Source organism: Saccharothrix australiensis (assembly GCF_003634935.1).
Lineage (GTDB): Bacteria > Actinomycetota > Actinomycetes > Mycobacteriales > Pseudonocardiaceae > Actinosynnema > Actinosynnema australiense.
On sequence record NZ_RBXO01000001.1, the window covers coordinates 2,847,988 to 2,862,698 of the forward strand.

Here is a 14,711-nt window from a genome sequence, read left to right on the forward strand (position 1 = left end):
GCGGTGGTCAGGCGTCCTTGAGGGCCGTCAGGAAGCCGGCGAAGCGGGCGCGGTCGAAGGCGAGCACTGGCCCGTCCGGGTTCTTCGAGTCGCGCACCAGCAGGCTCGTGGTGGCGTGGGCGAGTTCGACGCAGTCACCGCCGTTGCCCGCGCTGTAGCTCGACTTGCGCCAGTGCGTGGGGACCGAGGTCATAAGCCGGCACCTCCTCGTGAAGTCACAGTTCGCTTGCCACTGTAGCGAACAGCGAGGAGGTCTTCGCCGGCGTCAGCGCCGCGGTCAGCGAGTGCCGGAAGACCAATTCGTACTGAGCCACGTGGGCCGGGTCGTCCACGGAGCCGGCCGTCGTCAGGTCTTCGAGGTAGACGATCGGCCGCTGGTTGTCCGCGAACCGCAGCAGCACGAACGGCAGCCCGGTCGCGGCGTGGGCACCCGCGCTGAACGGCACCACCTGGAGCGTCACGTTGGGCAGACCGCCCAACTTCCGCAGGTGTTGCAGCTGTTCCCGCATGACCTCCGGACCGCCGACCACCGTGCGGATGGCGGCCTCGTGCAGGACCAGGTGCAAGCGCTGGCTGCCGTCGACCAGGCGTGCCTGCCGTGCCTGGCGCGCTTCGATCAGCCGTTCCACCTGGTCGGGCTGGTGCAGGGGATTGGCCTCGATCAGGGCGCGGGCGTACTCCTTCGTCTGGAGCTGACCGGGCACCAGTTCGGCGTGGTAGCGCAGGACTTCGGTGGCGATCTGCTCCAGGTTGAAGAAGCGCCGGAAGAAGTCGGGCAGGACCGTGCCGTACGGGGTGCGCGGTCGGCGCTTGCGGGCTTCCCGCGCCAGCTCCTCGATGGGTTTGCGGGTCTGCTTGGACGCGCCGTAGAAGTCGAGCAGCACCCGCAGCTCGGCCGCCCGGATCGCCACGTCGCCCACCTCGATCCGCCGGATCTTCGCCGGCGAGCACTCCAGCACCTCGGCCGCGTGGTCCTGCGTCCTGCCGGTGCTCTCGCGCAGGGACGTGAGCGCCATCCCCAACTGCCGCTTGTAGACCGTCGGGCTCGCGCCGCTGCCGGACATGACCACCTCAGCTTTCCCTCGTCTTCCGCGGTGCCGATCAGTCTGCCCGAAGTCGGTGGAATCGTCCTTCACCCGATGGTGTACTCCCCAGCCTGCACGTGCAGCCTTTAATTTTTTCCTGCCACTTCAGGCAGGAGGACACCATGACCCGTGCTTTCCGCTGGATGCCGCACGACGGCCGCCGGCACGCCATCCGCCGCGAACTCGTGCCCCGCGACGAGGCCGAGACGCTGTGCGGCGCGCCGCTCACGGTCCCGCTCGCCCAGCCCTACGCGAGCTGGTGCTGGCCGACCTGCGCCGCCTGCGACGCGGCGTGGCGCGCCCACGAGGGCATCCCGGTGTTCCCCGCGCCCCGCGACGAGCGGCCGGGCCGGACGGTGTGCGGGCGATGACGGGGGAAGCGGGCGCGATGAGCTTCCGGTCGTTCGTCGTCAAGGGGTACGCCGAGGGCGAGACGATCCGCGCGCTGGCCACCGCCACCGGTCGCTCGTACGGGACGGTGCGCAGCGCCCTGGTGGCCGAGGGCGTCCGGCTGCGCAAGCGCGGCCACCGGCCCGCGACGACGATGATGGCGGTCGCCGACGCGCGGGCCCGGCGCGAGGAGCTGTCCACCGAGCTGCTGCGCGCCAGGCTGTCCTCCGGGCTGACCGGCGCGGTCGCGGGCAGGCAGGCGGGCATCAGCCAGTCCAAGGTGTCCAAGATGGAGACCGGCCGCCTGCTGCCGAAGGCCGCGGACGTCGAGCGGCTGGCCGACGTCTACGGCGTGCCGCCCGAGGTGCGCCGCAGGCTGCTCGCGCTGGTGGACAAGGTGGTGCGCGACGCCGAGCACCGCCGGGCCGTGCTGCACCGGGGCGTCGCGCGCAGGCAGGTCGCGGTGGCCCGCGCCGAGTCGGCCGCGCGGACGGTGCGGGTGCTCTCGGTCTGCGGCGTGCCACCGCAGCTGCTGCGCGACCCGCGGCCGGACCAGCGGCTGGTCGCGGTGCTGTCCGAGGGCGCGCTGCGGTCCGCGCACCGGCACTGGGAGCGGCTGCGGCAGGTCGCCACCCGGCCCGGAGTGGAACTCGGCGTGATCCGCTGGCACGTGCGGGTCGACCTGCCCGACGCGGGGTTCGTCGTGTTCGACGAGGGCATGGTCGTGTGCGAGTTGTTGGCGGGCAACGTGGTGATCACCGACCCGGACGACGTGCGGGGCCACCTCAAGAGCTTCCGGCGCCTGCACGGCAGCGCGGTGTTCGGCGACGAGGTGGTGGCGCTGCTGGACGCCGCGCGGCGGGACTACGAGCGGTTGGGCGGGTAGTCCGGGGATGGTGCGGTTTTTGTCCTGTTCCCGGCCCCGGCGGCGTGCGACGCTGGACCGTCGTGTCCCCGACGGGCGGAGGGCGGCGGTGACGAGCGAGCGCCCCGACGTGTTCCTCAGCTACACCTGGTCCGACCCGGACCTGGTCGACCGCGTCGAGGACGCCCTCGCGGCGGCGGGCGTGTCGGTGTTCCGCGACGTCGCGAACCCGCCGTTCGACGCGATCTCGGAGAACCTCGCGCGGAAGCTGGACGCCAGCAGGCTGTTCCTGGCGGTGTACTCGGCGCGCTACCCGACGCGGTACGCGTGCCAGTGGGAGCTGACGCGGGCGTTCCTCGCGGCCCGGCGGCACGGCGACCCGCGCGAGCGCGTCCTGGTGGTGAACCCCGAGCGCGACGAGTCGCACATCGTGCCGGTGGAGCTGGAGGACGCGGGCTACCTGTCCGCCGCGGACGGCCGGCTCGACCTGGACCGGCTGGTGGACCGGGTGCGGGAGCGCCTGCGCGACGTCCACCTGCCGCTCGGGCACGGCGCGGTCCCGTCGCCGGTCCACCTGCCCAGGCGGGTGCTCGCGCCGCGCCGGTTCGTCGGCCGGTACCCGGCGCTGTGGCACCTGCACACCCTGTTGCACACCAAGGACGTCCGCGCGATCCGGCCGCCGACGGCGGGTTCGGCCGCGGTGGTCAAGGGCTTCACCGGCACCGGCAAGACGTGGCTCGCCGAGCGCTACGCGCTGCTGTTCCAGCAGGCGTACCCCGGTGGCGTGCACTGGGTCGACCTGGCCGGGGTCGACGTCGCGGACGTGCCGGCCGAGGCGACCCGGCAGGTGCGCGCGATCGCCGCCGACGAGCTGGGCCTGGAGGTCGGCGGTGTGCCGGGCGACCGGCTGAACGCGGTGGTGGCGCACCACTTCACCACGCGCGGGCAGGACGTGCTGTGGGTGGTGGACGACCTGCCGCGCGGGCTGCCCGCCGAGGTGCTGCACGGCCTGCTGCCCGCGTCGCCGCGCGCGTACACCGTCTGCACGGCGCAGGAAGCCGGGCCGGACTGGCAGCTTCCGGTGCTGGAGCCGCACGGCCTGACGCCGGTGGAGGGCCAGGAGCTGTTCGCGTTCGAGTGGCGCGAGCTGGACCAGGCCGACCGGGACGCCGTCACGGCGCTGGTCGACCGGTGCGGCGGCCACCCGTACGTGCTCGCCGCGTCGGCGCTGGACCTGCGCAACAGCCAGGGCATCGCGGGCGCGCGGCGGGTCGCGGACGCGGCGGACGCCGCCGCCACGTCGGTCGTGGGCGTGCTGCGGTCCCGCGTCCGGGAGGTGGGCGACGTCGCGCGCCTCGTGCTCGGGGTGGCCGCCGCGCTGTCGGCCGCGCCGTTCGGGGCGAGCCTGGTGACGCGCGTGCTCGGCGACCGGGTGGACGAGCGCGCCCTGGCCGCCGCGCTGGACGAGCTGGACGACGCGGGCCTCGCGCACCGGCTCGACCGCGCCGACGCGCGGCGGGCCCGGCAGACGTGGCGGGTGCACCAGCTCGTGGTGCGGGCGGTGCGGGCGGAGGTGGCGGCCGACGAGCTGGACCGGTTGACGCGCGCGGTGGCCGACGCGCTGGCGGCGTCGCTGGCGGGTGACTGCCCGCCGGGGACCTACCGGCACGCCCGGCAGGTCGCGCGGTCGGCCGCGGTGCGCCGCGAGGTGCGGGTCGAGCTGCTGCGCGCGGTGACGCTGGCGTCGGAGCGGGAGGGCGACCTGCGCGGCGCGCACGAGGCCGCGGCGGAGCTGGTACGGCTCAAGGAAGTGCTGGGCGTGCCCGGTGTGGACGACGTGCTGCTGGCCGCGCGCACGGCGTTGGCCGCGGGCGAGTACGGCACGGCGCTGGAGCGGGCGCGCGCCGGGGTCCGGTCGGCCGGCGAGGACGGCAACTTCCCCGCCCAGTACCGCGCCCGGCTGCTGGCGGCGCAGGCGGCCGAGCACCTGGGCGACTACGCGGCGGCGGACGAGGTGTTCCACCACCGGCGGGAGGTCCGGGTGCACGGCGACGCGCCCGCGTGGATGCCGGAGGAGGAGCGCCGGCTGGTCGTCGTCGCCAGGGTCGCCGGGCTGCGGTTGCGCGGCGAGTACGCGGCGGCTCTCGACGCGGTGACCCGCCTGCTGCCCGAGCTGCCGCAGGAGCCGAGGTCCGCGGCGGTGCGCGGCGCGTGGTCGGCGGCGATGGTCGAGCTGGTCCGGCTGCGCCTGCTGCGCGGCGAGGTGGCCAGGGCGCGCAGGGCGGCGGCCGAGCTGGCCGACGCGTTCCGGTCGGTGGGCATGGTGGAGCACCCGCTGCACCTCGAAGCGGTCGCGCTGCGGGCGGAGGCCGAACTCCGGGTGGCGCTGACCGACCTCCGGGCGCGGGACAAGGAGTGGGAGCGCTCCGTCCGGCGGATCGGCGCGCTGCGGGCCGACTACGAGCAGCGCTACGGCCCGGACAGCCCGTTGACGTTGAACCTGCTGGTGATGGAGGGCCGGGCGCGGGTGGGGCACGGCCGTCCCCGGCGGGCGCTGGAGCTGCTGACCGACGTCGGTCCGCGCATCGCGCGGGTGCTCGGTGAGCAACACCCGCTCGGCTACCGGGTGCGGCACGCGACGGCGCAGTGCCACGCGCAGCTCGGCGACGACGCACGCCACCGGGCGATCCTGGAGGACCTGCTGCCCCGGCAGGTGGCGGCGCTGGGCCGGCGGCACCCGGACAGCCTGGTGACCCGGTTGGACCTGGGCCTGGCGCGCGTGGCGGCGGGTGACCGGGCGCGGGGCCGTCCGCTGGTGGACGAGGCGGCGCGCGAGCTGCGGGCCCTGGGCTGGACGGAACCGGCGCTGCGCGCGTGGGTGACCGCGGTCTACAGCCACCTGCCCACGCCGGTGTGGGACTTCCTCACGTGGGTGGCGCACCGGTTCTTCCCACCGCGCGGTTGAACTGCCGCCCGCGGCCGGCTCGACAGCGCCGCGACCGCGCGCTGTCCGGCATCTGTCAAGTCCACTGTGGACGGCGGTCGTACTTGTCCGGTTCCTGTCCTGGACCGCGCCACCCGGCGCGGGTTCTGCTCGACGGTGTCGGCACGGCGTCGGAGAACAGGAGTGGCCGCCACACATGGACCAGCGGTTGGGAGACGGCTACCGCCTCGGCCCGCGACGCGGACCGGCGGTGCTGGGGCACGTCCACGACGGCGTGCGCGAGGCGTCGGACGGCCCGACGCCGGTCGTGATCACCGCCCTGGACGAGGACGTGGCGACCGCGCCGGGCGCGGTGGACCACCTGACGATGCTGGTGAACCGGGTGCGCGGGGTCGGCGGGCCGAACCTGGCCCCGGTGCGGGACGTGCTGGTCGGCGGTCGGCGCGCGTACGTGGTGGCCGAGCACGTGCCGGGGCGGGACCTGCGGGGCTGGGTCGCCGCGAACGGGCCGATGCTGCCCGCCGCGGTCGCCGGGTTCGGCGCGGGCGTGGCGTCCGCGTTGGCCGCGCTGCACGAGCTGGGGGTGGCGCACCTCGGCGTCACGGCGGACAGCCTGCTGGTCGACGGCGTCACCGCCCGGCTGACCGGGCAGTGCGTGGTGCCGGTCCTGCTGGACGCGCCGGGGCTGGGGCCGGACGCCGTCGCGCCGGCCATGCCGCAGTACGTCGCGCCGGAACTGCTGCGCGGCGACCCCGTCGGACCGCCCGCCGACCTGTACGCGCTGGGCGTCGTGCTGTACCAGCTGTGCTGCGGCGTCCCGCCGTTCGCGGGCAAGCGGGTCCACCGGGTGCTGGCCGACCACGTCGAGTGCCTGCCCGGCCGCCCGGAAGGAGTCCCGGACGCGCTGTGGTCGGCGATCACGGCCCTGGTGGCGAAGGAACCGGCCGACCGGCCGTCCGCGCGGGAGCTGGCCGGGTGGTTGGCCGACCTGCCCGAGGTGCTCGGCGTGTGGTCGGTCGCGCCGTGGCTCACGACGCCGCCGCCCGCCGTGCCGTCCGCGCCCGCCCCGGCCCCGTCGCCGTCGTCGCCACCGGGACGACCGGCGCCGGCACCGCCGTCGCCGCCGACCGGGGGGTTCGGCGGCGACCTCGTCGCACCGCCCGGAGGAGCCGTGACCGGTCGCCGCCGCCGCAAGGCCGTCCTGCTCGCCGCGCTCGGCGTCGTGGCGCTCGTGGGCGGCGGGTGGCTGCTCTCGCCGGGGCCGCCGGTGGCCACACCGGCCGGCGGCGTCGCGCGCCCCGACGCCGCGTCGACGGGCGCGGCTCACCCCGGCACCGCGCACCCCGGCACCGCGCACCCCGGCACCGCGCACCACGGCACCGCGCACCACGGCACCGCGCACCACGGCACCGCGGGCACGTCCACCGGCCGCACGACCGGCGTCGCGCCGTCCACGATGCCCGACCTGGTCGGCCGGAGCCTCCACGAGGCCGTGGCGGCGCTGCCGGGCGCGGTCGAGTGGGAGGCGGTGCCCCGCAACGTGCCGGGGCAGCGGGACGGGACGGTGCTGGAGCAGTCGCCGCCGCCCGGCCGGCCGCTGGAGGGCGCGGTCCGGCTCGTGGTGGCGCGCGACGTCGAGCCGGTCCAGCTCGACTCCCTGCCGCCGGTGACCGGCTCCATGACGAGCGACCGGGTCAGCGGCGGCGTCGGGACGATGGCGGGCAGGCGGTACCCGCACAGCCTCGGCGCGGATGTCGACGGGTGCTCCACCAGCGGGCGCGGCGGTCAGGTGGACTTCCTGCTGTCGAAGGCGTTCGGCAGGTTCACCGCCACCGTCGGGCTGGACGACGAGTCGGCCGACCCGGCGGCCGAGGCGCACGTGGAGCTGTTCGCGGACAACCGGAAGGTCGCGGAGGTCACCGCCCGGTACGGCGAGGTGACGCCCGTCGAGGCGGACCTGACCGGCGTGCTGCGGATGCGCGTGCAGTGGAAGCTGACCACCGACGGGTGCCACGGGTACACGACGGTCGTGCTCGGCAACCCGGTGGTGCACGGCTTCCCGGCGGAGCTGCCGGGTTCCCGCGCGCCGTCCGCGCCGGTGACGACCCGGTGACCTCAGCGCCGCTCGTCCCAGCCGATGCCGTAGGACAGGTTGGGGCGCAGGTCGGTGAACGTCGCGGTGGCCTCGCCCGCCGCGTCCGCCGACAGCGGGGCGCGCGGCACGACGGGGTCGTTCAGCTCCAAGGGGAACTCGCCGTCCAGCCGCCAGATCCGCGCGGGCGCGCGGCCGACGCCGAACCGGACGCTGAGGGTGAACCGGTCGCACGGGCGGCGCGGTGTGCAGACGTAGTGCGGCGCGAACTTCATCGGCACCCGCAGGCGGAAGGAGAACGTGTGCGCCTCGCCCCGCCCCAGCGGGCGCGGGAGCCGGATGCGGAACGCGAGCCGGTTGCCGCTGACCGGGGTCGCCGGGCCGAGCAGGAACCCCCGGACGGGGTCGATGCCGACCGCGACGGGGTCGACGGACCCGTGCGCGCCCGGCGGTTCGCTGACCGTCACCGAGTGGTCCAGCTCGGTCAGCCGCTCGCGGTGGCTGACGATCCGCCGCTCCTCGAACACCTCCACGACGGGCAGGTCCAGCAGCACGGCCGTGGTCAGCTCCGCGGTGTGCCAGGGGTGGTCCGGTGACCCGGCGTCGGGCGGCGGTGGCGCCGGCCGGTACAGCGCGGCCTCCGCGAGGCGCTCCAGGAGGTCGTCCACGCGGCGGCGGATGGTGCGGGGGTCGCGGCGGACGCGGTCGGCGACGCGGGTCAGCCGTTCCTCGTAGCGGACGTCGGCGGTGCCGTTGAGGCCGAACGCGGCGTGCGCGAGGCCGGCCAGGTCGTCGGGCAGGTCGGCGACGAGTTCGGTGAGCGTGGCGATGACCTTGGCGCGCTGGGCGGGCGGCGGGTCGGCGTCGGTGATCCGGCAGACCCGGCGGACCATGCCGCCGACCCGCGCGGAGAGGTCGCCGGACTGCACTCCGTACCCCTTGCGGAGTGCTTTGAGTTCGTCCACCAGGGCCTGTGCGTCGGAGCGCATGGTCCCATCACCTCCGGGGCGAGTGTAGCGAGGTGATCGTCACCGAAACCCGCATTTTGCGGTTTCCGGGCGATCAGCCGAGGGGCTGGGCGGCGCGTGTTTCCGGGGTTTCCCCACCGGTCGGAAACACGCAACGCCTGGTGATTCCCGGTGACCCGGCCGACGATTTCCCACGTCGAGGAGTTCTCGACGGAGTCGGCATCGGACCGGGGTCGGCGAATCGCGTTCCCGCCGCGCCGCCGGTCCGCCCGAGGGGAGAGGCGAACCATGCACACCCACGTCATCATCGACGTCGTCACCCTGCTGAGCACCCTGCTCGGCTGACCAACCGCCTCCGGCCGCCGGGCCGCCCCCGGTGGCCGGAGGTCCTTTTCGCCGTCCATCGACCGTATCGGGGCGTCCGTGTTCGAAAATCCGCAGGAGTTTGGCCGCGAGTTGCGCCGCAGGCGCCTCTCGGCCGGGATGTCGTTGGCCGCGCTGGCTGCCGCGGCGCATTTCACGAAGGGATACCTGAGCAAGGTGGAGAATGGTCGCGTCTCCGCGAACCGCGGTCTCGCCGGAATCTGTGACCGGGTGCTCGGCGCGAACGGCGCGCTGCTCGCCCTGGTGGACCGGGAGCCCGCGCCCGCCCGTGCCGCGGGCGGGCTGGCCGGGCTGCCCGACGGCACCCGGCACTTCGTCGGCCGCGCCGGGGAGTCCGAGCGGCTGGCCGAGGTGCTGCGCGGGCCGGACGTGGTCCGCGCGTGCGTCATCACCGGCCTCGCCGGCACCGGCAAGACCGAGCTGGCGGTGTCCGCCGCGCGGGCCGCCGCGCGGGAGTTCCCGGACGGGAGCCTGTTCCTGGACCTGCACGGCCACACCGGCGGCGTGCCGGAGCTGTCGGCGTCCGACGCGCTGGACCGGCTGCTGCGGATGCTGGACGTGCCCGGCCCGCGCATCCCGCCCGACGAGGACGGCCGCGCCAACCTGTTCCGGGACCGGCTGGCGGGCAAGCGGGTCCTGCTGGTGCTGGACAACGCGGCGAGCGGCGCGCAGGTGCGCCCGCTGCTGCCCGCCGAGGCCCGCTGCCGGGTCCTGGTCACCAGCAGGCACCGGCTGGCGTCGCTGGACGATGCCGCGCACGTGGCGGTGGGCGAGCTGGCCCCCGACGACGCGGTGCTGCTGTTCCGCGTGGTGGCGGGCGAGTTCGCGGCGGCCGACGAGGGCGTGGTGGCCGAGATCGTCGAGCTGTGCGGGCGGGTGCCGCTCGCCATCCGCATCGCCGCCGCCCGGCTGCTCGGCGGCGGCTGGAGCCTGGCCGAGCTGCGCGACCGGCTGGCCGACGACACCACCCGGTTCGGCGCGCTGGACGACGGCGAGCGCAGCGTCGCGGCGGCGTTCCGGCTGTCCTGCGACCACCTGCCTACCGACCAGGCCCGGATGTTCCCGCTGTTGGCCGTGCACCCCGCGGTGGACGTGGAGGTGGACGCGGCGGCGGCGCTCGCGGGCGTGGAGCGGGCCGAGGCGGAGCGGCTGCTGGACCGGCTGCACGACGCGCACCTGGTGACCCGGCGGCCGGGCGGCTACCTCGCGATCCACGACCTGGTGCGGTCGTTCGCGGTGCTGCGCGTGCTGCCGGGCGTCGACGTGGCCGAGCGGCGCGGCGCGGCCCGGCGGCTGGTGGAGTACGCGGTGGCGCGCACGCGCGCGGCGGACGAGGCGATCGAGCCGTTCCGTTACCGGCCACCGGTGGACCTGCCCGACGCGTGGTCGTTCGACGGCGACTCGGCGCTGGTGTGGCTGCGCGCGCAGTGGCCGACGCTGGTGGCGGTCGTCGAGCGGGCCGCTGCGGAGCAGGTGTTCGACCGGTGCTGGCAGCTGGCGTGCCTGCTGCGGGCGTTCTTCGCGCGGGAGAAGCTGTCCGAGCCGTGGGTGCGCAGCCACCGGGTGGCGCTCGGTGCGGCGACGGCGCTCGGGGACCGCGAGGCCGAGGGCATGGTGCTGAACAACCTCGGCATGGCGCACCTGGAGCGGTGCGAGTTCGCCGAGGCCGCGACCTGCCACGCGCGGGCGCACGAGCTGTTCACGGTGGCGGGCAACGGTTTCGGCGCGACCGACGCACGGGCCAGCCTCGCGTGGGTGCGGCTGTACCAGGGCGAGCCGGAGGTCGCGGCGCGCGACCTGGCGGCGGCGCTGGCGGTGTACCGGGCGGACGGTCGCGTGCGGAACGAGGCGATCACGCTGCGCGGCCTGGCCCTGGCCGCGACCGCGCGGGGCCGCTACGACGAGGCCGCCGGGCACGCGCGGCGGGCGGCGGAGTGCGCGCAGACCCCGCTGGACGCCGTGCTGACGGAGAACTGCCTGGCGTGGGTGCACTTCACGGCCGGTGACGCCGAGTCGGCGCGGGCGCGCTACGAGCGGGCGCTGGAGTCGGCGCGGGCGGAGAGCGTGGCCTACGAGGAGGCCCGCGCGCTGGTCGGGCTGGGCAACGTGGCGGCGGCGGGCGGCGACCACCGGGCCGCCGCGCGGCTGTGGGCGTCGGCGGACGCGATCCCGGTGACGCTCAACCCCTGCCTGCTCGACGAGGTCCGGGTGCGGGAGGAGCTGACGGGGTGAGGGGGGCGCGGGCGTCGGCCGCTGCCGACGCCCGCGCGGCCCGGTCCGGACTCCGGTGACGCGGTCCGGTTCGCGCGGTCGCAGGGCACGGTGCGCAGGGCCCGGTGCGCGTGGTCCGGTGCGCGTGGCCCGGTCCGCGCGGGACGGTCCGCACGGCACGGTTCGGACGGCGAGGTCCGCACGGCACGGTCCGTCGGGCACGGTCCGTAAGGCACGGTCCGCGGGGCGCGGGGCCGGTGATGGGTTCATCGGGCAGGCGTGGCGCGCCGATGGGCTCGCCCGACCGGTGTGGCGCGCCAGTCGAGGGCACCCCGACAGGATGTGCCCGATCGGGTGATGCGGTGCCGGGCGCGTGGTGCCCGCCCCTCCGTCCCCGTCGCTGTTCCACGCCCCGCGCGACGCCGGGCACCCGTCGCTCGCCGGGTCCGGTCGCTCACGCGGCGGCTTGCGCGGCGGCCGGCGGCGCAGGAGAGTTCAGGGGGTGCTGTCTGGCGGGACGACCGGCGGGCCGGAGGAACGCCGACGTGGTCGGGGGTCGGTGTGCTGCTCCCCGCTCCGATCGTCACGGGGCCGCCGGCGCGCCGCGCGAGGGGCACGCGGGACCGTCGACCAGCGCGGTGCCGCAAGGGGTCACCGGGGTGCCGTCGGCCGGTCCGGTGGCGCGGGGAGCCGGCGCGGTTCGCTCGCCGGGACCGGTGGCGCGCGGTGCCGACGCAGGCACGTCGACCAGCGCGGTGGCGTGCACCAGCCCGCGGTGGCCGGGAGCCACCAGGTACGCCAGCCGGTGCCGCCACATGGTGGTGAGCCGGTCCACCGGGTCGCCCAGGCTCGTCAGCACGGTCATCGCCTGCGAACCGACGACGGCCGCGGCGATCCCGTCCGCCTCCTCGCGGGTGTCGAGACCGGGCGGCACCTCGCCCGCCGCGACCGCCTGGCCGAGCAGGTCGCGCACCATCGCGACGAGGCTGACGAAGTGCACGCCCGCCAGCAGCTCGAACAGCTCGCTGGTGAACAGCAACCGGACCCCGACGCGGACCGTCCGATCGGTGCGGGTCAGGGCGCCCATCCGATGGGTCAGGTCGACGAGCGTCTGCAACGGCCCGGTGCCGGAGCGCTCCACTTCGGCGCGCACCTCGTGCCAGCGCCGGAAGTGCTCCTCGACGACGGCCACCGCGAGAGCCTGCTTGGAGGGGAAATGGCGGTACAGCGCACCTTTGGTCACGGAGATGGCGCGGCACACGGCATCCAGCGAAGTGCTGTCGTACCCGTCGCGGTCGAACAGCTCGATGCTCGCCGCGATCAGCCCGGCCCTGGTGCGGGCACCTTGCGCCAGGTCGTTCAAGGAGTCCTCATCTCGACGGACAACGCCTTTCGGTCACTCAGGGTAGGAATCCGGACGCGATCAGGTCAACACAGCGGTGTTGACGAGGTCAGCGATGCGTGATGGCCTGCTGCAAGTGGAACTGTCCGGTGCGGACGGTGTGGCTGTGCTGTCACCGTTCGGCCTCCTCGGGCCCTCGACTTACACCCGGATGCGCGACGTGCTGTTGAAGACCGTACTGGCCGAACCCACCGCCGTGGTGGTGGACATGAGCGACCTGATGGTGGAACCCGACGCCGCCCGCTCGGTTTTCCACGCGGTGTGGACCCAGGTCGCGGAGTGGCCGGGGGTGCCGATCCTGCTGGCCGCCGCCGGGCGTCCGGTGGACTGGGCGCTGCCCAGCTACGCGACCGTGGAGGACGCGCTGGCGACCGTGGGCGCGCCACCGGTGCGCTGGGTGGTGCGGACGCCGCTGCCGCTGCGGGACAGCGGCGGCTTCGCGCGCGTGGTGGCGGAGGAGACGTGCCGGCTGTGGGGGCTGGGCGGCATCTCGGCCGAGGCGGCGGACCTCGCCGACGCCCTGGTGGGCCTGGCGGCGCGGGGCGTCCGCCCGACGGTGGTGTTCGAGTGGTGGCGCGGGCGGCTCGTGGTGGGTGCGAGCGAGGACGTCGTCGTGCCGTGCGATCCGCTCGACCTGCGGTTCGCGGCCACCGGCGCGAACCGGTGCGGCTGGTCGACGACGTGGTCCGACGGCACCCTGCTGTGGGCCGTCCTGGACCCGTGACCGCGTGGCCGGCTCCACGGCGATCCGCGGCGCCACGCGACCCCGTGCACCCTTCCGCCCCGTGCACCCCTCGTGACCCGCCGGTCCCGTGCAGCCCCGCGACCCGGTGCGCCCCGTGGCACCGCGGCGCCACGGGCTCACGCCCGGAGCCCGGTCCGCGTCACGTCGGGAGCCGCCGGGGCGGTTCCAGGCGCAGGGTCGCGCACACCTCCGGGCGGGCCAGCGCGGGCAGCCAGGTCCGCCACACGCGGGACACCTGGCGCGGCACGCCGTCCGGGTCCTCCACGGCCATCGACATCAGGTGCACGCCGACCAGCGCCGCGATCACCGCGTCCGCGCACCCGTCCAGGTCCAGCCCGTCGCGCAGCTCGCCCCGGTAGTCGGCGGTCCGCAGCAGGTCCCGCACGGTCGACGTCCACTGCGCGAGCCGGAGGTCCGCCACGTCGTCGCAGATCGGGGCCTGGAACAGCAGGCGGCGCACCACGGCGCGGTCCTGGTTGACCGCGTAGCCGAGGTCGACCAGCACCTGCAACGGGCTCCGGTGCAGGCGTTGCAGCCGTTCCCTGGCCTTGGCCCACTCCTGCGCCTGGCGGTCCAGGACCGCCACCGCGAGCGCCCTCTTCGAACTGAAATGGCCGTACAGCGCGCCTTTGGTGACGCCCGCCCGGTCGCACACGTCGTCGATGGTGGCGCGCACGTAACCGTCGCGGTCGAACACGGCGGCCGCGGCCGTCAGCAGACCGTCCCTCGTGGTGGACACCCCGCGCATTGTTCTCGGCTCGCCGGGCGCGCCACAACCGCTGTCTGCGAGCATGACCGGGGTGGACAGCCGACAACCGGACCGCGATCGCCGCGCCTGGCTGTGGGACCGGATCAGCCGCCTCGCCGAGGCCGAGGGCGTGCCCTCCGGCGTGCGGCACGTCAGCCTGACCGCCGCCGCCGTGCTCTCCGCGACCGACGTGGTGGTCTACCAGGTGGTCGACGGCGGCCGGTGCGAGCCCGCGCACGTCACCGGCCCGGTCGGCGATTGGCTCAGCGAAGCCGAGATCACCTTCGGCGAGGGCCCGGCGATGGACTGCCTGCGGCAGGAGTGCCCGGTGGTGGGCGACCTCGCGGCGTTCGGCGGCGTGCGGTGGCCGGTGTTCGCGCCGTTCGCGTTGATGCGCGGTGTCACGGGCATCCTGGCGTTCCCCGTGGTGATGGGCGCGGTCGTGGTCGGCTGCCTGGAGGCGTTGCGCCCGACGGCCGAACCGCCGACCCCGCGGGAGGTGGTGGACGGCCTGCTGCTGGCGGACGCGGCGATGCTGGTGCTGTTGCGCGCCGAGCCGCTGCCGCCCGGCGCGGACCCGTTCTCCGACGCGGTGGAGGCGCGCTGGGCGACCGTGCAGCGGGCGGTCGGCGTGGTGTCGGCGCAGGCGGACAGCGACCTGACGACCGCGTTCGTCCGGGTGCGGGCGCACGCCTACCGGACCGGGCGGCGACTGGCCGACGTGGCGGCCGACGTGCTGGCGCGCAGGCTGCGCTTCCCCGCGGACCCGGACGAGGAGCCCCACACCGGGCACGGGCCGGGGTGAGCGGGCCGCCCGCCGCACCGGCCGGCGCCCGGCTCGAACGGCGGGTCCCGCCGGGGGTTCGACGGGCAATCC

The 14,711-nt window shown here is 75.6% G+C and carries 13 protein-coding genes; 8 read left to right on the forward strand and 5 right to left on the reverse strand.

Annotation, left to right across the window (positions count from 1 at the left end; translation table 11 throughout):
* Window positions 1–7 precede the first annotated feature (7 nt).
* Window positions 8–193: a DUF397 domain-containing protein gene (locus C8E97_RS13235; RefSeq protein WP_121005252.1), complete on the reverse strand. Its 186-nt coding sequence runs from the start codon at window positions 191–193 to the stop codon at window positions 8–10.
* 22 nt (window positions 194–215) lie between these two features.
* Entirely contained in the window at window positions 216–1,064 is an 849-nt protein-coding gene (locus tag C8E97_RS13240) for a helix-turn-helix domain-containing protein (RefSeq protein ID WP_170211792.1), read from the reverse strand.
* Window positions 1,065–1,207: 143 nt separating this feature from the next.
* On the opposite strand from C8E97_RS13240, the gene C8E97_RS13245 reads away from it, so the two are divergent.
* The 4 genes from C8E97_RS13245 to C8E97_RS13260 all read left to right on the forward strand — a co-directional run bounded on the left by C8E97_RS13245 (window position 1,208) and on the right by C8E97_RS13260 (window position 7,397).
* A complete protein-coding gene (locus tag C8E97_RS13245; protein WP_121005258.1) occupies window positions 1,208–1,456 on the forward strand; it encodes an HC3 family zinc finger protein in 249 nt (82 codons plus the stop codon).
* Window positions 1,453–2,361: a Scr1 family TA system antitoxin-like transcriptional regulator gene (locus C8E97_RS13250; protein WP_147455092.1), complete on the forward strand. Its 909-nt coding sequence runs from the start codon at window positions 1,453–1,455 to the stop codon at window positions 2,359–2,361. The genes C8E97_RS13245 and C8E97_RS13250 overlap by 4 nt, the downstream gene beginning before the upstream one ends.
* An 88-nt stretch (window positions 2,362–2,449) precedes the next feature.
* Window positions 2,450–5,305, forward strand: a complete 2,856-nt coding sequence (locus tag C8E97_RS13255) for a tetratricopeptide repeat protein (RefSeq protein ID WP_170211793.1) — start codon at window positions 2,450–2,452, stop codon at window positions 5,303–5,305.
* Window positions 5,306–5,480: 175 nt separating this feature from the next.
* Window positions 5,481–7,397, forward strand: a complete 1,917-nt coding sequence (locus tag C8E97_RS13260) for a protein kinase domain-containing protein (protein ID WP_121005267.1) — start codon at window positions 5,481–5,483, stop codon at window positions 7,395–7,397.
* A 2-nt stretch (window positions 7,398–7,399) separates the two neighbouring features.
* On the opposite strand, the gene C8E97_RS13265 is transcribed toward C8E97_RS13260, so the two are convergent.
* Window positions 7,400–8,365 (reverse strand): hypothetical protein, encoded by a 966-nt coding sequence (locus tag C8E97_RS13265; RefSeq protein WP_147455093.1) that lies wholly within the window; start codon window positions 8,363–8,365, stop codon window positions 7,400–7,402.
* Between the two features lie 150 nt (window positions 8,366–8,515).
* Between C8E97_RS13265 and C8E97_RS34475 the strand changes: the two genes are divergently transcribed.
* Window positions 8,516–8,689, forward strand: coding sequence for a hypothetical protein (locus tag C8E97_RS34475; RefSeq protein ID WP_170211795.1), 174 nt, complete (start codon window positions 8,516–8,518; stop codon window positions 8,687–8,689).
* A 78-nt stretch (window positions 8,690–8,767) separates the two neighbouring features.
* On the forward strand, window positions 8,768–10,960 hold the full coding sequence (locus C8E97_RS13270; RefSeq protein WP_281275396.1) for a tetratricopeptide repeat protein: 2,193 nt from the start codon (window positions 8,768–8,770) through the stop codon (window positions 10,958–10,960).
* Window positions 10,961–11,522: 562 nt separating this feature from the next.
* Here the strand turns inward: C8E97_RS13270 and C8E97_RS13275 are convergent.
* Window positions 11,523–12,302, reverse strand: coding sequence for a TetR/AcrR family transcriptional regulator (locus C8E97_RS13275; RefSeq protein WP_121005276.1), 780 nt, complete (start codon window positions 12,300–12,302; stop codon window positions 11,523–11,525).
* 145 nt (window positions 12,303–12,447) lie between these two features.
* Here C8E97_RS13275 and C8E97_RS13280 point away from each other — a divergent pair, with 145 nt between their 5' ends.
* Window positions 12,448–13,065, forward strand: coding sequence for a hypothetical protein (locus C8E97_RS13280; protein ID WP_170211797.1), 618 nt, complete (start codon window positions 12,448–12,450; stop codon window positions 13,063–13,065).
* A 160-nt stretch (window positions 13,066–13,225) separates the two neighbouring features.
* On the opposite strand, the gene C8E97_RS13285 is transcribed toward C8E97_RS13280, so the two are convergent.
* Window positions 13,226–13,825, reverse strand: a complete 600-nt coding sequence (locus C8E97_RS13285) for a TetR/AcrR family transcriptional regulator (RefSeq protein WP_211347001.1) — start codon at window positions 13,823–13,825, stop codon at window positions 13,226–13,228.
* 61 nt (window positions 13,826–13,886) lie between these two features.
* Between C8E97_RS13285 and C8E97_RS13290 the strand changes: the two genes are divergently transcribed.
* Window positions 13,887–14,639 (forward strand): GAF and ANTAR domain-containing protein, encoded by a 753-nt coding sequence (locus C8E97_RS13290; RefSeq protein WP_121005285.1) that lies wholly within the window; start codon window positions 13,887–13,889, stop codon window positions 14,637–14,639.
* Window positions 14,640–14,711 lie beyond the last annotated feature (72 nt).

Excerpts from the sequence above, each read along its gene's own strand:
- C8E97_RS13235 (WP_121005252.1), bottom strand. The coding sequence starts at position 193 with ATGACCTCGGTCCCCACGCACTGGCGCAAGTCGAGCTACAGCGCGGGC.
- C8E97_RS13240 (WP_170211792.1), bottom strand. The coding sequence starts at position 1,064 with ATGTCCGGCAGCGGCGCGAGCCCGACGGTCTACAAGCGGCAGTTGGGG.
- C8E97_RS13245 (WP_121005258.1), top strand. The coding sequence starts at position 1,208 with ATGACCCGTGCTTTCCGCTGGATGCCGCACGACGGCCGCCGGCACGCC.
- C8E97_RS13250 (WP_147455092.1), top strand. The coding sequence starts at position 1,453 with ATGACGGGGGAAGCGGGCGCGATGAGCTTCCGGTCGTTCGTCGTCAAG.
- C8E97_RS13260 (WP_121005267.1), top strand. The coding sequence starts at position 5,481 with ATGGACCAGCGGTTGGGAGACGGCTACCGCCTCGGCCCGCGACGCGGA.
- C8E97_RS13265 (WP_147455093.1), bottom strand. The coding sequence starts at position 8,365 with ATGCGCTCCGACGCACAGGCCCTGGTGGACGAACTCAAAGCACTCCGC.